We start from the raw sequence: 21,078 nt of genomic DNA, 5'->3' as shown, positions 1-21,078 counted from the left end.
TCACTGACACTTACGTTAAAATTTTAAAATCGTTTCCTTTAAAGCCCCAATGGCTTATACCGAGGTAATTGACTTTTACACATTTATATTATGACTAAAAAGCTTAAAATCGACGGTATTGATAAGATAATTATCAAGCGCCTTGTTAAAGATGCTAGAACTCCAGTTTTAGGAATTGCTCGTGAAGTAGGTATTTCAGGAGCTGCTATTCATCAACGGTTGAGAAAGCTTGAAGAATCAGACTTGATAGATGGTTATAAAATGGTCTTAAACCCAAAAGCTTTGGGCTATACAACTACAGCTTTTGTTGGTGTTTTTTTAGATTCTTCAAGTCTCTATTCTTCTGCGATAAAACGATTAAAAGAAATTCCAGAAATAGTTGAAAGTCACTACACAACTGGAAACTATGCTGTATTTATTAAAATAATGTGTAAAAACAATGAGGATTTAATGCATTTATTAAACAAAGATATTCAAACAATTAAAGGCGTTTCAAGAACGGAAACCTTCATTTCCTTAGATCAGCAAATTAACAGACAAATTAAAATTTAAATGAACGATTTTATTTTTTACTTTAAAATGGGCCTTTTTCATGTATTAGATTTCAAGGCCTATGATCATATTCTTTTTTTAATAGTACTCGCTGTAGTTTATCAATTTAAACAGTGGAAAAAAGTTTTATGGCTCATTACTCTATTCACTATTGGGCATTCTATTACCTTAGCATTATCCGCTTTTGGTATTTTAAATGTTCGAGCCGATTTAGTTGAGTTTCTAATTCCATTAACTATTTTTATTACTGGTCTTATGAACGTTCTAACTGCTAAAAAAGCTTCTGTAGGAAAAGAAAATCAAAATTTATTCTTTGCTTTATTCTTTGGTTTAATCCATGGCCTAGGCTTTTCTAATTATTTCAAGATTATGATCGGTAAAGCAAGTAACAAACTGGTACCTTTATTGGAATTTGCTCTTGGAGTCGAAGCAGCTCAGATTATTATAGTTATTGGTATTCTATTAATAGGATCTTTAGCACAATCAATTTTAGGTGTAAATAGAAGAGATTGGATACTTGTTACATCATCAATTGTTATTGGTTTTGCTTTACAAATGATGTTTGATCGTGTGTTCTGGTAAAAACTACAACCTACTTTAATCAAAAAATTATTGTTAAATTAAGAAGTAAAACAGCTTTATACAATTGAAAAAACTACCATAAGCTGTGCAATTTTACATTTATTTTAACGACATAATAATGAGTTAATTGGTAAACTTGTTTTATATTTTTTTTAACCTTATTTTATATAAATTAGCTTAAATTCTGTACATATTATATTTTGGACAAAAAACAATTAAAATACGATATAGCTTACTTAAAAATGGCGAGAGAATGGGGACAACTTTCTCATTGTGAAAGAAAAAAAGTAGGCGCACTTATTGTTAAAGATAGAATGATAATTTCGGATGGATATAACGGAACTCCTTCAGGTTTTGAAAATCCATGTGAAGACGAAGAGGGTTATACAAAGTGGTATGTTCTTCATGCAGAAGCCAATGCTATTTTAAAAGTAGCTGGCTCAACTCAATCTTGTGAAGGAGCCACATTATACATAACACTTTCGCCATGTCAACAATGCAGTAAGTTAATTCATCAGGCAGGTATTAAAAGAGTAGTTTATGCTGATGCCTATAAAGATCGCTCTGGTTTAGATTTTTTAGAAAAAGCTGGAGTTCAATTGATACATTTACCTTATGAACAAGAATAATTTACCTATTTATTTTTCAATTGCCGTTGTATTCGGAATCATTATCGGAGTTTTTTTTAGTAAAGGAAATTCTTACTCTTCTTTGGTTGGAAAAACTTCGGATAATGAGCGGAAAATAAAAAGACTTATTGACTATATTCAGAGTGATTATGTTGATGATGTAAATACAGATAAATTACTAGATGGGGCCATTGCAGAAATGCTTGACAAGCTTGACCCACATTCTGTTTATATCCCTAAGGAAAACCTTCAATCGGTTACTGAAAGTATGCAAGGTAATTTCGTTGGTATAGGAGTTCAATTTAGAATGAGAGGAGATACTATTACCGTTATTGATGCTATCAAAGGAGGTCCAAGTATTAAAGCTGGAATAAAAGCAGGAGATCGCATTTTAATGGCTAACAATGACACTTTATACGGTATAAACATTAGAACCGATCAAATTTTAAAAAAGCTAAAGGGAAAACCCGACACAAAAGTAAACTTACAAATCTATCGTAAAACTAACGACAGTGTTTTTAATATAGATATTACAAGAGGAAAGGTTAATATAAAAAGTGTTGATATTGCCTATATGCTCACCGATAATATCGGTTATATAAAAGTAAACAGGTTTGCTAGAAACACTTATAGAGAATTTAAAACTTCTTTAGACAGCTTACTTACCAAAGGGATGGGTACCTTGGTATTAGATCTTAGAAATAACGGTGGTGGTTTTATTGACATTGCCAACAAAATGGTCGACGAGTTTTTGGAGGATGATAAATTAATTGTTTATACCAAAAATAATAGAGGAGATATCAAAGAATCATTTGCCACAGATAAAGGTGAGTTTGAAAATGGTAAACTTTATGTTTTAATTGATGAAAACTCGGCATCTGCCTCGGAAATTGTTGCGGGTGCACTTCAAGATAATGATAAAGGGACTATTATTGGAAGAAGATCTTTTGGTAAAGGGTTAGTACAACAGGAAATGGATTTGGGAGATGGATCTGCAGTAAGATTAACAACTGCTCGTTACTATACTCCTACTGGGCGTTCTATCCAAAAGCCTTATAAGAAAAATAAAAATTCTTCAAATTATAGAGAAGATATAGAAAATAGATACTACAATGGCGAACTGTTTAGCAAGGACAGTATCAAAATAACCGATAGCCTTCAATATAAAACTCCAAAAGGAAAAGTTGTGTATGGAGGCGGAGGTATTATTCCTGATGTATTTGTTCCTATTGACACAACATCAAACATGTCAACTTTCTTTTTTGGACCTTTACAAAATTTTGCTTTTGATTATGTTGATAACAATCGAAGTAAATTAAGCAATTTGACTATTGATGATTTTATTAAAACTTTCGACAACAATCACGAGGTTTCGGATCGTTTTTTCACGAAAGTTAAAGATTTTCGAATATCAGAAAAGAGAAAAGCCACTATTAGGCATAACCTTAAAACGGTCATAGCTCGAGATCTTTTTAATGATGAAGGCTTGTATAAGCTAAGCGAAAAAGATGATAAAATGATTCAAAAAGTATTAGAACTAGAAAATCAAAATAAAGACTTGCCTTAGGCGAGTTTTTTTTTGCCTCAAAAAAAAAATCAGTTCCTATGTAACCTTTTTAAATTTTGCTGGTTTTTAAGATAGAAACTAATCAAAACTAACACATTGAAAAATTTGACAGACGAAGATATTATGTTGCAAGTTGCCGATGGTGATTTAAACAAGCTATCTATTATTTTCGACAGGTATCATATTCGTATATATAACTTTTTCAATAAAATGATTCGAGACAGAGTTGTTAGTGAAGATTTAACTCAAGAAGTTTTTGTAAAAGTTTTAAAATATAGGCATTCCTACAAGAATGGAAATTTTGCCTCTTGGATTTTCACCATTGCTAGAAACATTTTTTCTAGCCATTATCAGAAAAGAAAAAAAGAGAGAAATCATTTAATTAACGATGAAATTGTTGGCGCAAATGATAGAATACCCATCGAAAAGGATGATGAAGCCATAGAGCATTTACAAAAAGCACTTTTGCAACTTGCTGTTAGTGATAGAGAGCTTATTATTATGCACAGGCTTCAAGAGATAAAGTATGAGCAGATAGCAGAAATAACGGGTAACTCCGTAGGTTCTATAAAAGTAAAAATGCATAGAGCTCTAAAAAAATTAAAGAGTATTTATTTTCAAAGTATTGAAAGTTAACGAAACAAAAGGAATATGGATTGTAAAAATACGCAAAGGTTAATTACCGATTACTTAGATGGGAATTTATCGACCTCTGATTCAGATAAGGTAAAAATCCATATTGAAAATTGCACTGATTGTTCTGAGGGACTCAAACAATATGATGAACTCTTCTCTGTTTTTGAAAAAATAGATATGGAAAAGCCTAGTTCAGATTTAAAAGCTAATTTTCAAGCTATCCTAAATGAAGAAATCGAAAAAAACAGTGCTAACGTTATTCCTTTAAAACCACGAGTAGACTGGAAAACCTATATTAGAATTGCTGCAAGCATTGTTATTGTTTCTGCTGCCTTTCTTTTAGGACGATTTCAATCAGAGCAAAAACTAGTCAGTAGCAATGAGATAAATGACAAAGAGAAAAAACAGTTTTTTGCACTATTGGAAAATCAATCAGTTAGTAAACGAATATTAGGAGTAAACAACTCTCAGAAATACACAAAAGAAAATACCGAAATTATTGAAGCTATCATAAGTAAATTATTTTATGACAAAAACACCAATGTACGTCTGACTGCAGCAGAAGCACTTTCAAAGTTTTCGTCATTAGAAATTGTTAAATCGGCTTTAATAAAGGCTTTGGAAACAGAAAAAGAGGCCATTATTCAAATAGAGCTTATTCAAATATTAGTCAGAATACAAGAAAAACGAGCGCTCGAGCCCATGAAAAAGTTATTAGAAAATAAAGAAACACCTAATTATGTCAAACAAGAACTACAATTTAACATTCCTAGTTTATTGTAGTTGAAAAATAAGAAAAAATGAAAAAACTGAATTTAATACTGTCGTTATTCGTTCTCTGCACCATATATGCACAAGATAAAGAATACTCATATCCATTAAAAGGAATAAAAAAAGTACAAATAAAATCTAATGCTTCTATAAAAGTTACCTCGGCAGAGACAAAAAGTTTAATAATGTCTTGCATGAAACATACTGGATGCGAAGAATGTAATGACGAGCATGATCATGATAATGTCCATTGGTCTATCAGAGGAAGACGATCAGAAAGAAAAGAGAGAAAAAAAGATAAAAGGGCCGGTTTAACTCCAATTTATCCAGGAGGAAAAGATGACACCAATGGTTTTGGCTTTTCTATTACAAAAGAAGGAAGCACATTAATCATTGAAGACTTAAAATCACATCTTCAAGCTAATAATGTTCAATTAGAGCTTCCTAAAAACATTGATCTTTCTGTTGATTCCGGAAATTTGGGAGGTATAACTATTACTGGTTTTTCTTCTGAAGTTGAAGCTGAATCAAATGTTGGTTCTATTGATATGGTAGATGTAACTGGACCGATAACAGCTCATTCAAGTACAGGTCCTATCAATATCGACTTTATAAAAGTGAATCAATCATCACCTATTACAGTTAGTTCTTCAGTTGGAGAGATAGATGTTAGTTTACCATCAAATACAAATGCCAACTTAGACATTAAAACAAATGGTACTGTTTATACAAATTTTGACCTGAAGCAGCCAAATAAAAAGGATTTACCTCAAGTAAGTGGAAACAGAAAAATAGTTAGTCCAATTAACAAAGGAGGGGTAAAAATTAAGTTAAAATCTTCAATGGGAAATATTTACTTACGTAAGAAGGAATAACTCATAAGTGAAATGAAAAAAACACTGCAAATATTAGTCATTGGAATTTTATTACTTGGGTGCAAAGAAAAACCATCTGACAAAAAAGAAATTCAAGAAGAAATAATTTTCAATCAGGATTTGGTTAATGAATTGGAACGAATGGTTAAAATAGATCAAATTGCTGCCAGTGTTCCACAAGGAAAGTATAAAAAACTAACCTTAAAACAATGGAATTCTTTTAAAGACAGTGTTTTTACTACTCATCAAAAAAAGCTAAAGCAAATTTTTAACACATATGGGTTTGTTGGATTTGATTTAGCTGGTGAAAATGGTTCTAAAAATTTTTGGTTGATGGTTCAACACTCTGATCATAACCCTGATTTTCAATTAGAAGTATTGAAAAAAATGAAGCTTGAAGTTGATAAAAAAAATGCGAACCCAAGTAACTATGGTTATTTAGTAGATCGTGTATATCTTAATACAGGTAAAAAACAAGTATTTGGAACCCAAGCAACCTATAATACTAAAACAGGACAGGCTTATCCTAAAAATTTAAGTGACAGTTTAAATGTTAACCAAAGAAGAAAAGCACTAGGATTGAAGCCTTTAGAGATGTATTTAAATGACTTGACCAAGATGCACTTTGAAATGAACCAAGAATACTATAGAAAAAAAGGTATTGTAAAACCTAAGCTTTACTAATAAAAAACTTAATAAATTAAATAGTACGGTCTATTAATTCTAATTAAAAAACGAAAAACTCATCCAGAACTTCTGCCAGTTGGCATACTCAAAATGAGTTCTCACACAAATTCTTAAAACTTTATACGATGAAAGGAATCTTCTTATTCATAGGAATGCTATTGTCTTTTAGCAACCTATATTCTCAAAAAAAAATAGAGCTCAAAAAGAGCACTAAAGGTATTACAAACATTGACTTAAAACTTGATTTTGCCAATAAAATAGAGCTTAAAAATTGGGATAAAAACGAATTATATATTAAAGCTATGGTAAATCTAAATGAAAATAGCGAGAATGATTTATACAGTTTAAAAAGTGACAAGTTTAACGAGACTTTAAATATTCGTTCAGATTATGCTAACTTTTTTGAAAAAAATCACAAATTAGTATCTGTTAAAAAAGGTAATAATAATTGTGTTAACACCTGTTATACCAATAACACGTCGGTTATTATTGATTATGAAATTTTTGTTCCTCAAAACATGGATTTAAAAATCAAGAGTATCACGGGTTCCGTAAACGCTCTTTCATATAATGGCAAGCTTAAACTAGATCTTATAAGCGGTAACATCACTATTGAAAAATACTCTACAGATTTAGATTTAAAAACAATTAGCGGAGAAATTGACCTCTTTGTTTCGAATGCTAAATTTCGTGCAGAAACGCTTACAGGAACAGTATATTCAAATTTAGATATCGACTTTAAAAAACAAGAAGAAGGTTTTGGTCATAGGATATATGGTAAAATTAAATCTGGAAAACTAAACCTAAAACTTAAATCTATTAGTGGAGATATTTTTCTTAGAAAACCTCAACTATAATAAAATAGGTTTAAGACTTTATCATAACAGATCAAATGATTTATAAAAAAACATAAAACGATTCAAAATACGTTGCAATCAAAATTAAAAAACTTGCCCTAGGGTAAGTTTTTTTTTATTAATTCCTCTCCATTTCTTTCAAATTCTATAATTGAATTCGCACAGAAAACAAATTCAAACTTATCTAAGAAAAAAGGAAAAAGAACCTTATTATTTCGGACTCCTTTTCTTTCAGCTAACAATATAATTACATTAAAAAAACAATAGCTATCTATATTATTAATATGTGCACATAATGGAATAAAATACCTTGTAAAAAAATGATGTTTAAGTAGTTAATCAGAAGTGATTTTCATAAATTTATAATCAAAACTTAACCAATAAGTTAGTGAATAGAAAATCGCTACTATTCACATATTATAAAAAAGTAAAATGAAAGATTTAGAAAGAACATTTGCAACTACAACGGAGAAGTATCAAAACCAACTATTCTCCACCTACTGTAACAGAGACAGCCTAGAAAACTTGACCTACGACGGCCTTAAATTCGGTTCTATTTTCAACGAATTTAATACCGAAGTAAAAATGAATCTCGACAACCATTTTAAGTTAATCCTCAATTCAAAACCGATTAACTTATTAAATTCATTATAGAACATTAAACATTTGTAATCTTAATTTTTTTGAATCCATAATTATATGGATAACAAAATAAAATAGTGGTCAAGGGTAGCGCAAATATTGCTTTTTGATTTTGTCACTTCAGGCATTCAAATACGCAATAAATATCACAGTTAATAAAAATAACTAATAAGAGCCACACAACCTCCTTACTAAACCCTCAAACAAACAATCATGAAAAAAACATTTATTATGATAGGAATTATAGTACTTATTCTTATTATTCTTGGAGGAATTGGAACTTCCTATTTCAAACCAAATAAAAATACCGTTTTAAACTTCATCAAAGAGAACCCAGAAAAAACATCTATCAAATTAATTAGAAATGACACTTTAATTATTGAAAAAAATCCAAATAAAATGATGCCGCTTGCAAGTGCAGTAAAAATAATTATTGCCATAGAATACGCGGAGCAAGCAGCAAATGGGCTTATTAATCCTGACGAAGCCGTTCCATTAAGTGATTTGAATCATTATTATGTTCCGAATACTGATGGTGGAGCGCAAAAGAATTGGTTGATAAAAGTAAAGGATAAAATTCAAGATGAAAAAATAGCTATCAGAGAAATTGTAAAAGGTATGATCTCTTTTAGTTCAAATGCCAATACAGAATGGCTTTGTAAAAAACTTGGTCTTCAAAACATTAATGATCGTCTGGATAGCTTAGGAATAAAAAATCACTCCGAAATATATTATATTGTCTCTGCCTTATTCGTTGGGAAAGAAGTGTTCCCTAATTTGAAGGATGAAGAACTTGTAACTGCTTTAAAAAACCTAACTATAGATGAATACCGAAAAGCAACATTTAGTATTCACAACAAAATGGAACAGGACAGCACTTATAAAAATGATATTGGGGAAAGAAACCCAAACCTTGAAAGAATATGGTCCGATAACTTACCGAATTCAACCGTAAAAGAATATGTTGAGATTATGCACAAGATTAATTCGAGAACATATTTTAGCAAAAAAACACATACATATTTAGATGAAATTATGGAATTTCCACTTGATGATCCATCAAATGGTCAATGGTTTGACCATTTAGGGATGAAGGGAGGATCAACTGCTTTTGTATTAACCAAAGCGTTATATGCAACTGACAAAGAAGACAACACAACTGAATTATCTTATTTTATTAACGATTTAAATTTTATCCAAAGCAAAAGGCTTCAGATGAGTATGAATGAATTTGAAGCAGGTATCTTGACAGACGAAGAATTTAGAGAACAATTAAAAAAAGAATTACTTCTTCAAAACTAAAGATGAATAACCACGAACATAAAAATTAATAATTAAAAAAAGTAAAAAATGAAAAATTTAAGAAGATTAACTATTGTAGCTTTATTGGTACTTTTTGTAGGTATAAATGCTACTGCTCAAGAATTGTCAGTAACTAAAACAGAGTCAACAAGTATTAATATTAATGAGCTACCTGAGTACGTAATTATTACCTCTGAAAACACCAAACTCTTTGGAGGTATTAATATTGAAATTAATTATAAAAGATCTAGTTATGCAGATGTTTTGGAAAAATTAGAAACATTATTGCAGAACAGAAAAAAACTTAGAGTTAGAAATCAGACCGATTTACTCAATGCATTATCCAAATTGGGATTTGAGTATGTAGATGCGTATAATGCCAAGGCTGGAAACATTAGCGCTGGTGGTGGAGATGATATTGAAATTTTTGGTGGTGAATCAAAATTTAGAGTAAATATGGTCTTCAGAAAAAAAGAACAATATAGAGGTTAACAAAAAAAAAGTAAAAAAGTGTCCCCTATTTTCATTTGATAATCGTCTTAATAATACAAAACTTATTAAATTTAAATTATGAAAGATTTTATGATGATTTTTATTGGCTCTGAATATGCCGATTTAGGACTTTCTCAAGAAGATATTCAAGGAAGAATGGAAAAATGGTTTGCTTGGGGCAATAAAATGGAAAAAGCAGGTGTATTAAGAGGAGGAGAAGCTTTAACCCCTCAAATACGACGAATTATTGGTAAAAACAGGACCGTTACCGATTTAACTTCTGCTGAAGTAAAAGAAATAGTAGGTGGATACTATTTAGTTAAAGCAAAAGATTTCGATGCCGTTCAGGAAATTGCTCAAGATTTTCCAGATTATGACTTGGGAAATACTGTGGAGATTCGTGAAATAATGGTTTTCGATCATTAATGGAAAATAAACACATAGACCATCTATTCCGCCACCATCGCGGAAAGATGGTTGCTGTTTTAACACGAATATTTGGGCTTTCGAATCTTGAAATCATTGAGGATTCTATTCAAGACACTTTTCTGAAAGCAAGTATTAGCTGGAAAATAAACCTTCCGGAAAATCCTGAAGCTTGGCTTACTCAAGCTGCTAAGAATCGATTACTTGATATTTTTAGAAAACTTAAAAATGAAAAAAAGCATACACCAGAGTTATCTCATGGTGCACAAACCATTGCACTTAATGATTTTTTCCTAGACACTCAGATTGAAGATGCTCAACTTCGAATGATTTTTACAGCCTGTCACCCTAAATTGAACCCGAAAGATCAAATTGCTTTTTCATTAAAAACTATTTCTGGATTTAGTACGAAGGAAATTGCCCTTGCACTCCTCACAAAAGAAGAGTCCATAAAAAAAAGACTTTCTAGAGCCAAGAAATTTATTACAAGTAGTGGCATTCAGTTTACCATTCCCCAAGGACTTGATTTAAGAAAAAGAATTGAACAAGTATTAGAAGTACTATACCTCATTTTTAACGAAGGATTTCATTCAAACAATAAAGATACTCTCATTCGAAAAGAACTTTGCGGAGAAGCTCTTAGATTATGCAAATTCTTATTAAAAAATAAATACACGAACATTCCTAGCGTTTATGCGCTGTTTGCGCTTATGTGTTTTCATGCCGCCCGCTTAGAGTCCAAGACCAACGAACAAAATGAAATTTTAGATTTAAAAAGTCAAGATAGATCCCAATGGTCATTCCCTTTAATTCAATTGGGAAATGCAATGATGAATAAAGCCGTGGAAGACGATGAAAGATCCTGTTATCACTATGAAGCTGCTATTGCCGCTGAACACATAAAAGCTTCTAGCTTTGAATCAACAAACTGGAAAAAAATACTTTATTGGTACGAGTGTCTATTAGCGTTAAAGCCTTCTCCTTACTATTTATTGAACATGGCCGTTGTTTCTCTTCAAGACAAGAATTACATAAAGGCCAACTTTTATTTTGACAAGATTAAGATTGAAGAATTGGAACAACGCTCTTATTTATATTATGGAGCCAAATCGGATTATTACTATTACACAAATAACCTAAAAAAAGCAATTGAGTATTTAAATTTTGCCATTGAAAAAGTTAACAATCAACTAGAAAAGAATTATTTACAAAGCAAAAAACTCAAGCTAGAAAATAAACTGAATTGTTAAGGCTACATTCCTTTTTCAGTTCTTTTATTTCGATATACCTCAGCGATTGTTGGATTTTCAGAACATTTCTTTATTTGCTCCAACTCATCTCCCGCTTTTACTTCACCTGTTTGCACTACTTTGAAATAAATACCAGGAAAATCTTGTTTCCAAAACTGTTTTACGATTTTCATATTGTTAAATCGCACTCCTAGTTTCATACAAGGTTGTCTTGGTTTTGTAACTTCTAAAATTACTTCACCAACTTTATATGTATCTCCAACATGAATTTTAGATTCATCCAAATCATCAATGGTAAGATTCTCTCCAAACATTCCTAAGTCCCAATCTGAATCAGGATACAATTCTTTCCAGTAATCATAATGTTTTAAAGAATATCCATAAACTGCTTGATCTATTCCTCCATGATGTTCTCTATTGCAAATTGCATCTCCTTTCACCTCTTCTTTATCCAAAAAGACAGATTTCTCCACTGGATATTTAAAAATTCCAGTTGTTACCGTTTTACCTTTCCAGTCTATCTCTTTTCGCTCTCCGATGTTTGTTGCAATAATTTTCATGTGTATATTTTTAATATATAGGATTTATTTAACTTTTTACAGCCATTTCTATTTTTAAAAGCGAATTACTCTATAATAAAACTCTCTAACACATCCGCTATTTTTCGATTATCTGATAACTGAGGAATTTTATTTTGTCCACCGAACTTTCCTATAGATTTCATGTACTCATGAAAGCCTCCTTTTTTTACCTTTTTTATTACCAAGGTTTTTAAAATCTTACCGTCAATTAAGTCTCTATAATAAATATTTTGTTCTTGCATAGAAACATCAATTTTTGATGCCATTTCTTCTATGCTTTCAGGTTCGGTTTCAAATTCGATAAACCACTCATGATACGGTAATCCAGATTCAGGATTTACCTGAGGAGCAACCGTAAACTCACTTACGTTTATATCAGTTCCTTTAATGGCATCATTCAATGCCTTTTCTACTTCCTTACCAATAACATGTTCTCCAAAAGCCGAAATAAAATGCTTTATTCTACCCGTAACTTTTATTCTGTAAGGCTTCAAGGAAGTAAACTCAACAGTATCTCCAATATTATACCCCCACAAACCGGCCGAAGTATTTAAAATAATTACGTAGTTAACACCTAGTTCAACATCTTTTAAAGATATTCTTGTTGGGTTTTCATTATAAAATTCAGAAGCAGGAATAAACTCATAGAACATACCTGAGTTTAGTTGTAACAACATCCCTTTTTCTATTTGAGAATCTTGATAAGCTATAAAACCTTCCGAAGCAGGATACAATTCTACATAATCTATTTTCTTACCAATTAAAGCTTCAAACTTATTTTTATAAGGCTCGAAATTAACTCCTCCGTAAACGAAGAAATTAAAATTTGGAAATAGTTCAGATATTTTTTTCCCTGTTTTTTCTATTAACTTTTCAAAATAAACTTGAACCCATGAAGGAATTCCACTAATTACCGTCATGTTTTCTGGAAGTGTTTCTTCTACTATTTTATCCACTTTTGTATCCCAATCTTCGATACAATTGGTTTCCCAACTAGGCAATCTATTTTTCAATAAATAGTTAGGAACATAGTGTGCCGCAATTCCACTTAAACGACCGAGTTTTACCCCATTTTTATCTTCTAACTCTGGACTTCCTTGTAAGAAAATCATTTTTCCATTTACAAAACTAGCATCTTTTGTTTCAGCAATATAAAACAACAATGCATTTCGTGCTGCTTTAATATGAGTAGGCATTGATTCTTTTGTAATTGGAATGTATTTTGCTCCTGAAGTTGTTCCTGAAGTTTTAGCAAAATACAAAGGGCGTCCTTTCCACAATACATTTTCTTCTCCTTCAACCACTCGATCTACATAAGGTCTTAGCCCTTCATAATCGTTAATTGGAACTCGTTTTTTAAAATCCTCGTAATTATTTATTGAAATAAAATCATGATCTTTTCCAAAGGCTGTTTTACATCCTTCAGACACCAAATATTCAAATACCTTTTTTTGTGTTTTATGAGGATTATTAGCCCATTTATATACTCGCTTTCTTACCTGTTTTGCAAATGGGATTGCTAGTTTTGATTTGATACTCATTTATTGAAAAGCTATATAATTAATTGGGTTTACTGGATATCCGTCATTCCAGAGTTCAAAATGTAAATGCGGTCCTGTTGTTAACTCCCCTGTTGATCCTACATTCGCAATCACCTCACCAGACTTTACAAACTCTCCTTGTTGCTTTAACAACGTTCCATTATGTTTGTATACGGATAAAAATTGATTTGAATGTTGTACCATAATAACATATCCAGTTTCCGTAGTCCATTCTGCTAAAATAACTGTTCCATCGGCAATTGCTTTTACAGGTGTTCCTGTCTTTGCTACAATATCGACTGCATAATGCCTACTGTTAATATCATAGTCTTGAGAAACGACTCCTGTAAGAGGTGAAAAGAACACATTTTTAGCTCTGCTATCACCTGCCTCCGACAATGGGAATCTATCTTTACTTTCAACTTTCTCTCTAAACAAAGAGTCTTTCTTGGTTGCTTGTAATTTACTTTCATCAAAAGAAACTCCACCATCTTTAATATTTACAATCGAATCAATTTTTTCAGGTTCAATCTCACCAGTTAAAACGGGCCTTAATGCCTTAGTATATGTTTCTAGAACTTCCAGTCTGTTTTTCAAAGAATCTGCTTCATACGTTAATCGAGTAGCTTTTCTTTTTAAAGAAGTAGAAGAATAGCCTGGTATGTATTCTCTTAATGAAGTAAATGCAATTAATAACGTTGTTAGCACTATTAAGAGAATTGAAAAAAGCCCTCCAAGAACGAACACGTTTAACCTTGATAATTTCAAAGAAAACCGCTCCTGAAAAGTATCTTCATTTAAAATTACTAAACGGTATTTATCAGTTAGTTTTTGTTTAAACTTTCGTTTTTTATCTTTTTTGGCCACAGTTTGTTTGTTTATCGGTTCAACCCGAATTATATATTAGAAAATCTATTCCATATAGAAACTACTTCAAAATCTGATATTTTCTCGCCATTTCAATATCCATAACGAAGTTCTAATACTGAATTCAGGTTCAAATATACAATGAAGTATTCGAAGTTTTTCTATGAACCTTTCTTGAGTTTTCAATTTTATCAGAAAATTAAGTTGAAATTATACTAGACAACCGATATTTCTGAAAATCAAAGGAAATAACCAGAGAAGAACCAGCCATATTGAGGTAAACGAGTCCATCTCTAAAACAAAAAAGGGGAAGTTATTTAAAACTTCCCCTATCATTTTTTTTATTCATTAGAAATTATATCCCACTGAAAATTGAAAAACTCCATTCTTAGAACTTTCAGAAGATTCCTTTAGCATGTTAGACAAACCAAGATTATAACGAGCCCCAAAGTTTAAGCCATTATCTAATTTATACCCTAAACCAAAATTTAATCCAAAATCTGTGCTCTTTACAACATCATTAATATCCTGCTCTACAGAAGCATCATTCAACTCAACATCTGCTTTTGATGATAATAAAAAACCGATTTGAGGACCAGCTTCTAGACTAAAGTCATCTGCTAAGTAATACTTTGCCATTACTGGTATGTTTAAATAATCTAATTTCCAAGTTACATTCGTTTCTATAAGCCCTTCAGATGCTTTAAATTTAGCCCCTTGAGCAGAATATAAGATCTCAGGTTGAACAGAAAATTTATCAGTAATCTGAATTTCAGCCACCCCTCCGAAATGGAATGATGTCCTAGAACTTAAATCTTGTAAATTGCCTCCATTGATACTGGCAATATTTAAACCCGCTTTTGCTCCAAATTGAACTTCTTGAGCCTGTAAGGCTACCCCTGTCAATAAAATAATAGATAAAAATAGTTTTCTCATAATATTATTTGTTTAATTCTCACATCTATTTAACAAATACAATGCCAAAAAAAAGCTTAAAAAATTCATTTAATGAATTATAGGCAATACAAGAACACATAGAACCTTCTATAGAAAAGCCAGACCTTATTTTAAAAGTTTAGTAAAATAATCATGAAAACTCTGGTAACTATTCCGACCAAACTCTTTATAAAATTAAGGATATAATAACTTTTTATTAAAGTTTATTACTCACATTACTTATCTATAAATCATTCTGGGAACCTCATCATAAACCAAACAAATATGAGATGGATACAGCGAAAGTGCTAGTATTTGGCAAATTTGTTTCTCCTTCTAATTCTGAAGGAATATTAAACACATATCCAAATTCGATATCAAAATTATTGAAAGAATATTGAAGGGGAATATACAGCTGTGTATTTACCAATCCGAAATCATCGTTCTCTTCATAAACGGTAATCAATCTACCTCTAAATCTGAATGTTCTAGCTAATTGAATGGTCTGTTGCCCAACGGTAACTCTTAATTCTGATCTTAGTTTGAGCTGACTTTTCCCTTTTTCTAACAATTTAATTTCACCATAACTTGTAGACACAAATTGAACTGAACCTCCAGTACCAAACAAATAGGAGGTTGTCAAATCGGTTCCCAATGTTCTGCTTTTGTTTTCAACTTCGATTCCAGCATTGATAGCATTTTTAAAAGGATTGCTATCAGGATCACTAAAAAAGTAACGGTCATATGAAGTAAACCATCTAAATTGGTCATTCTTTCCAAATCGATGTCCATAACCTAAAGTAATAAAAACAAAATCCCATTTTGGTTGAAATTCACTGTAATACATTGCGGATAAATTCGTAAAAAAACCACCAGAGCTTAAGTAGGTTATTTGAGGCGTTATATTAAACTGATCAATTCCAATATCTCTTCCTGAAAAGTAAGTCTTGCTATTATAGTCAAAAGAAATAGCCATGAAATCAGATTTGAGATTAGTCAACGCTAATAGATCATCCAAACTTTCTTCATTTAACAAGTCATCTATGATTTCATTTTCCTCCTCTGAAAAATCATCTTCTAACTCTTGAGCATAAGAATAAGGTGCTAACATTAGCAATAGATAAAACAAGTATTTTTTTTGCTTATTGATCATAAACTCTTTCGTTTCATTCTGAGATTCAACCCGTACTATGTATCAGAAATTCATGGTGTACAATTCGGGTTTAACAATTATACGAAAACGCTCACTTTTTATAGACTTTTATTTTAACTATTTTCTAATTTCGTTAAAGCAAAAATGGCTACCGAAGTAGCCATTTTTTTTTGGAAGAACATTCCCCTTCCATGATTAAAGCTAAATTAAAATACCCCTTACATTTTAATTTAAAGTACGGTCAACGATCCGATTTGCCTAGAAAGAGAATTATAAACGTTATTTAGTAAAGTAAAACAATATTTAAAGCAATACTCAGATCGAGGACTGTACAGTTAAAGAAGCCTTTTTTCTATAATTAGTGGACAAAATATTTTACAAAATCCGAAAAAAAATCAGTTTTTCTTTACCACATAAAAATATGACCTCCTATTCACTTTATGCTCCTCTTCAGAACAATTACTTTTACGACCATTCTTACAATGATTTAAAAGTTGACTTTCTCCGTAACCTACAGCACTTATAATTCTATCTTTTGAAATACCTCTTGAAATAATATATTCACTTGTCGCATCTGCTCTTCGCTGCGAGAGTTTTTTGTTATAAGAAGCCTCTCCTCTGCTATCAGTATGTGATTCTATTCTTATTTTCATTTCAGGATATGTTTTCATTACAGCTACAATATGCTCAAGCTCAAATTCAGAATCTTTTCTTATAACATCAAGATCAAAATCGAAATAGATAGGATTAATGACAATTTGATCGTTTACGATCAACCTCTCCATGTCTATATTTTGAATCAATTTCTCTTTATCAATATCTAACGTAGTAATTATTCTTTTGGATAATTTATAATTATCTTTCGTAAATTTAATGACAAAATTATTCTCACAGCTTACGTTTTCAAATCTATACATTCCTCTCGAATTCGTTTTATCTTTAACTACAAGTTGACCGTTTTCATTAAACAATTCAACCACCACATCTAATATCGGTTCACTACTTCTTGCATCTTTAACAATACCTTCTACTGACTCTTTACATTTATAAACTCTAAAACTATAAATATCATCATCTCCTTTCCCTTCTGATCTATTTGACGAAAAATATCCTCTTTTACCACTTTCATCTATAATAAAACTAAAATCGTCCATAGGACCATTTATAGGAGCTCCCAAATTAACAGGGGGACCATATTTTGAATCTTCTAATGAACTCTCAAAAACATCCAAAGCTCCTAAACCTAAATGACCATCCGAAGCAAAATAAAGCTGCTTATCTGATCCTATGAATGGAAACATTTCTCTACCTTCTGTATTAATAAGGTTTCCTAAATTATGGGGCTTCCCATAATTACTGTTATCCAAAATTGACACTTTATACAAATCTGTTTCTCCATACCCTCCAGGCATATCTGACACAAAATAAAGCTCCCTTTCGTCTGGACTCAACGCTGGGTGGCCTACAGAATAATTTTCGCTATTAAATGGCAATTCTTTTATATCTCCCCAAACACCATTGTATTGCTTTTTAGCTTTGTAAATTTTTAATATAGCTTTTTTAGTTCTATCCTTGGTAATTGTTCCTCTTGTAAAATAAATTGTTTTTCCATTTTTGGATACAACCGCATTAGACTCGTGAAACTTAGTATTTAAACTGTTTAATTCTTTAGGGATCCCAACATCTATAGCTCCAGCTTCCAGTAAAAATTCTTCTGATTTATATACATTTAAATATGGTTGATTATTCCATTCATATATTTTGCTATTCTTTGAATTAACTCCAGATGAAGCAAAATACAATTTACCGTTATGAGAAAAACCTCCAAAATCTGAATACTCCGTATTTATAGATAAGTTATGAATATTTATATAGGTCTTTGGTTTATTCATATATTCAGAAAAATAATCTTCATTACTCTCTAATGCCAATACTCTAGTATCATCTTCTTTTATTTTTTTCAGTTTTATCAACCACCTATCAGACACGCTAGGATTACCATTACTTTTTAAGACATGAGAATATCTAAATACATGCCTAGCAAAAGCAATCTTTTCATAATTACTCATTAATTCACGATAGTATTTTTCCGCTATTTGAAAAGAGGAAATAAAATAATAGGAATCAGCCAATCTACTTAAAACAGTATAAGACTTTTCTCCCTTATCATAAAGTTCCTGATATAATTCAGCTGATTTAGTATAAGCATATTCTTTAAAATATCGATCCGCCGCATACTTACGTTGCCCCAGCCCTTTTAAGCACACTACAAATAACATTAGTGTAACAATAATACGTTTCATTTATCTTTTTTTTATCAAAGACACCATAGTCTATAATTTCAAACGACCATAGGCAAGGTGCCTTTTAATATTCTTTTTAATTTATCTTTTAGAAAAACCTTGGGGATTTTACTGTTTGAGGTCTGAACATTTCATATTGTACTAAAACCTCGTGTGTCCCTGAATTATAATTACTGTAATTAGACGTCGTTAAATCATAAGCATAACCTATCTGTAACGATCTACTCACTTGGAAACCTAACAAAGCACTAATCGAATCATCCCATCGCCATGCAACTCCAGCTCTAAATTTCTCATTGAATAAGAAATTCGCTGAAACATCTAATGATAATGGCGCTCCACTAACCACTTTAGTCAATAAAGCAGGCTTGAATTTTATAGTGTCTGTTAAATCAAATACATATCCAGTAATAAAAAAATAGTGCATCCGTTCCACAGCTACGCTTCCACCTCCACTAACGTCGTCATAATGTTCAGTACGTAAAATATTAGGTAAAGCCAATCCTACATACCAATTATTGGTGTAATAATAAATTCCGGCTCCAATGGTAGGTAAAAACCTATTGATAGGGGTCGCCAATTGTAAATCGTCCTTATCTCTATAAATTCCTTTTGTCCAATCGATGTTAAAAAAACGTCCTCCTAATTTCATTCCGAAAGCTAAATTTCCTTCGTTTGCAGTACGAACTGTATACGATACATTTGCATCCAAATAGGTTTCTCGCGATGGACCGATGACATCATTCACTAAATTAACTCCTAACCCAACACCACTATAGCCAATAGGAGTATCATAACTCAAAGTTTGAGTTTGCGGTGCTCCATCTACACCTACCCACTGGGCACGTCCTAATAAATTGATTACTCCATGACCTTTGGAACCAACATATGCAGGATTTACGCTCATTGTATTAAACATATACTGTGTGAACTGTGGATCTTGTTGACCGTAAATAAATACACTCGTAATTAACAAGTATAATATTGCTAAATTCCTTATTTGTTTATTCATCTTATTATACTTTATTTAATTATTATTTATATATAACCATCCTTTTCTAATATCATTAGAATCCTCTAAAGTCAATATATAGAAATAAGTACCAGAAGGCAATTTCTTTTCTTGGTTTACATTTGCCCTACCAAATGACATTCCTCCCCAAGTATTGTCATAATTATATTTCTTATACACTAAGTTACCCCAACGATTATACACCTCTAAGTAGTTATTTCTATACTTTTCTTCGTCTATACAGGAAATTATAAGTGTATCATTTTTACCATCACCATTTGGTGAAAATTCATTGTACACCGTTAAACATTCCACTATATCAGGATCTAAATAATCTGGTGTTCCATCACTATCACTATCTAAAGCATCATCTGGAATACCATCACCATTTAAATCGGCATTCTCATCTACAGTATCGATACCATCACCATCATCATCTACATCTTGATAATCTGGAAGACCATCACCATCGGTATCATCGTTGTTAGGATTGCCATCTCCGTCAAGATCTTCTTCAGAAGTTAGGATACCATCGCCATCATCATCTACATCTTGATAATCTGGAAGGCCATCACCATCGGTATCTGGTATATCGGGAGAATCGCCTCCATTATCTGGATCTACTAAATCTACCATACCGTCTCCATCACTATCAGTAGTATCATCAATCATACCATCACCATCACTATCCAATGAGGTATCACTTCCACCTTCTTGAAGATCGCTAATTCCATCGCCATCACTATCTAAATCTTGATAATCTGGAGTACCATCTGAATCGGTATCTGTAATGTCAGGAGAACTACCTCCATTATCTGGGTCTACTGAATCCACCATACCATCACCATCACTATCGATTTGACTATCAATTTCCCCATCATTATCTGCATCTAAATTAGGATCTGAACCACTCTCCACTAAGTCTGAGATTCCATCATTATCACTATCTAGATCTTGGAAGTCTGGTCGACCATCTCCATCGGTATCTACTGGATTCGTAGTTCCTCCTGCTGCGATATCATTATCATCAGCATCAGCACTATCTACAATACCATCGTTATCTGTATCTGTTGTACTATCCAATACTCCATTACCATCGGCATCCACAACATCCGCATCTTGTCCACTTTCTATAAGGTCTGATATACCATCGCCATCACTATCTAAATCTAAATGATCAGGAATACCATCGCCATCAGTATCTCTATTTGGATCACCATCTTGTTCTACACTGTCTAAGATACCATCATTGTCATCATCTAAATCATCCATATCCCAAACACCATCGCCATCACTGTCTAAATCAACCACAATAATAACTGTAGTAGTATCACAGTTTGCTGGTACTGCTCCATTCTCACAAATCTCATAACTAACTGTATAGCTACCGGATGGTGCTCCTGAATTTACTGTGATT

At 31.7% G+C, this 21,078-nt stretch carries 22 protein-coding genes; 14 read left to right on the top strand and 8 right to left on the bottom strand.

The features are described from left to right. Positions 1-90: 90 nt before the first annotated feature. The 14 genes from ACKTTV_RS16985 to ACKTTV_RS16920 all read left to right on the top strand — a co-directional run bounded on the left by ACKTTV_RS16985 (position 91) and on the right by ACKTTV_RS16920 (position 11,268). Positions 91-552 carry an Lrp/AsnC ligand binding domain-containing protein gene (locus ACKTTV_RS16985; RefSeq protein WP_408032064.1) on the top strand — a complete coding sequence of 154 codons (462 nt, stop codon included), beginning with the start codon at positions 91-93 and terminating at the stop codon, positions 550-552. Then, a complete protein-coding gene (locus ACKTTV_RS16980) occupies positions 553-1,134 on the top strand; it encodes a HupE/UreJ family protein (protein ID WP_408032063.1) in 582 nt (193 codons plus the stop codon). Between the two features lie 197 nt (positions 1,135-1,331). Beyond that, on the top strand, positions 1,332-1,763 hold the full coding sequence (locus tag ACKTTV_RS16975; protein WP_408032069.1) for a deoxycytidylate deaminase: 432 nt from the start codon (positions 1,332-1,334) through the stop codon (positions 1,761-1,763). Beyond that, complete coding sequence (locus ACKTTV_RS16970; protein ID WP_408032062.1) at positions 1,750-3,330, top strand: S41 family peptidase; 1,581 nt, start codon at positions 1,750-1,752, stop codon at positions 3,328-3,330. Before ACKTTV_RS16975 ends, ACKTTV_RS16970 begins: the two co-directional genes overlap by 14 nt. Positions 3,331-3,426: 96 nt before the next feature. Further along, the gene (locus ACKTTV_RS16965; protein ID WP_408032061.1) at positions 3,427-3,966 is read left to right on the top strand and encodes an RNA polymerase sigma factor; all 540 of its coding nucleotides are present in this window, start codon (positions 3,427-3,429) and stop codon (positions 3,964-3,966) included. Positions 3,967-3,981: 15 nt separating this feature from the next. Further along, positions 3,982-4,749, top strand: a complete 768-nt coding sequence (locus ACKTTV_RS16960; protein WP_408032060.1) for a HEAT repeat domain-containing protein — start codon at positions 3,982-3,984, stop codon at positions 4,747-4,749. A 17-nt stretch (positions 4,750-4,766) separates the two neighbouring features. Further along, positions 4,767-5,612 (top strand): DUF4097 family beta strand repeat-containing protein, encoded by an 846-nt coding sequence (locus tag ACKTTV_RS16955; RefSeq protein ID WP_408032059.1) that lies wholly within the window; start codon positions 4,767-4,769, stop codon positions 5,610-5,612. A 12-nt stretch (positions 5,613-5,624) separates the two neighbouring features. Next, positions 5,625-6,296 (top strand): DUF6624 domain-containing protein, encoded by a 672-nt coding sequence (locus tag ACKTTV_RS16950; protein ID WP_408032058.1) that lies wholly within the window; start codon positions 5,625-5,627, stop codon positions 6,294-6,296. A 128-nt stretch (positions 6,297-6,424) separates the two neighbouring features. After that, positions 6,425-7,156 (top strand): DUF4097 family beta strand repeat-containing protein, encoded by a 732-nt coding sequence (locus tag ACKTTV_RS16945; protein WP_408032057.1) that lies wholly within the window; start codon positions 6,425-6,427, stop codon positions 7,154-7,156. 432 nt (positions 7,157-7,588) lie between these two features. Beyond that, positions 7,589-7,810, top strand: a complete 222-nt coding sequence (locus tag ACKTTV_RS16940) for a hypothetical protein (RefSeq protein WP_408032056.1) — start codon at positions 7,589-7,591, stop codon at positions 7,808-7,810. A gap of 201 nt (positions 7,811-8,011) precedes the next feature. Next, a complete protein-coding gene (locus ACKTTV_RS16935) occupies positions 8,012-9,100 on the top strand; it encodes a serine hydrolase (RefSeq protein ID WP_408032055.1) in 1,089 nt (362 codons plus the stop codon). A 48-nt stretch (positions 9,101-9,148) separates the two neighbouring features. Then, positions 9,149-9,592, top strand: coding sequence for a hypothetical protein (locus tag ACKTTV_RS16930; RefSeq protein WP_408032054.1), 444 nt, complete (start codon positions 9,149-9,151; stop codon positions 9,590-9,592). 78 nt (positions 9,593-9,670) lie between these two features. Then, a complete protein-coding gene (locus tag ACKTTV_RS16925) occupies positions 9,671-10,018 on the top strand; it encodes a YciI family protein (RefSeq protein WP_408032053.1) in 348 nt (115 codons plus the stop codon). Further along, positions 10,018-11,268, top strand: a complete 1,251-nt coding sequence (locus ACKTTV_RS16920; protein ID WP_408032052.1) for an RNA polymerase sigma factor — start codon at positions 10,018-10,020, stop codon at positions 11,266-11,268. The genes ACKTTV_RS16925 and ACKTTV_RS16920 overlap by 1 nt, the downstream gene beginning before the upstream one ends. 2 nt (positions 11,269-11,270) lie before the next feature. Here ACKTTV_RS16920 and ACKTTV_RS16915 read toward each other — a convergent pair whose 3' ends face one another. The 8 genes from ACKTTV_RS16915 to ACKTTV_RS16880 all read right to left on the bottom strand — a co-directional run. Beyond that, positions 11,271-11,828 carry an MOSC domain-containing protein gene (locus ACKTTV_RS16915; RefSeq protein WP_408032051.1) on the bottom strand — a complete coding sequence of 186 codons (558 nt, stop codon included), beginning with the start codon at positions 11,826-11,828 and terminating at the stop codon, positions 11,271-11,273. Positions 11,829-11,893: 65 nt separating this feature from the next. After that, positions 11,894-13,390, bottom strand: coding sequence for a GH3 auxin-responsive promoter family protein (locus tag ACKTTV_RS16910; RefSeq protein ID WP_408032050.1), 1,497 nt, complete (start codon positions 13,388-13,390; stop codon positions 11,894-11,896). Further along, positions 13,391-14,257 carry a M23 family metallopeptidase gene (locus tag ACKTTV_RS16905; protein WP_408032049.1) on the bottom strand — a complete coding sequence of 289 codons (867 nt, stop codon included), beginning with the start codon at positions 14,255-14,257 and terminating at the stop codon, positions 13,391-13,393. A gap of 348 nt (positions 14,258-14,605) precedes the next feature. After that, positions 14,606-15,193 carry a porin family protein gene (locus tag ACKTTV_RS16900; RefSeq protein WP_408032048.1) on the bottom strand — a complete coding sequence of 196 codons (588 nt, stop codon included), beginning with the start codon at positions 15,191-15,193 and terminating at the stop codon, positions 14,606-14,608. Between the two features lie 268 nt (positions 15,194-15,461). Then, a complete protein-coding gene (locus tag ACKTTV_RS16895) occupies positions 15,462-16,346 on the bottom strand; it encodes a hypothetical protein (RefSeq protein ID WP_408032047.1) in 885 nt (294 codons plus the stop codon). Between the two features lie 395 nt (positions 16,347-16,741). Continuing rightward, on the bottom strand, positions 16,742-18,649 hold the full coding sequence (locus ACKTTV_RS16890; protein WP_408032046.1) for an OmpA family protein: 1,908 nt from the start codon (positions 18,647-18,649) through the stop codon (positions 16,742-16,744). Positions 18,650-18,737: 88 nt separating this feature from the next. Continuing rightward, entirely contained in the window at positions 18,738-19,661 is a 924-nt protein-coding gene (locus tag ACKTTV_RS16885; RefSeq protein WP_408032045.1) for a PorP/SprF family type IX secretion system membrane protein, read from the bottom strand. Between the two features lie 15 nt (positions 19,662-19,676). Continuing rightward, on the bottom strand, positions 19,677-21,078 hold a 1,402-nt coding region (locus tag ACKTTV_RS16880), incomplete at its 5' end, for a T9SS type B sorting domain-containing protein (RefSeq protein ID WP_408032044.1).

This window comes from Tenacibaculum xiamenense, assembly GCF_964513065.1.
Classification (GTDB): Bacteria; Bacteroidota; Bacteroidia; order Flavobacteriales; family Flavobacteriaceae; genus Polaribacter; species Polaribacter xiamenense.
Note: the sequence above shows the minus strand (reverse complement) of the source record. Positions and strands in the feature narration are given on the sequence as shown.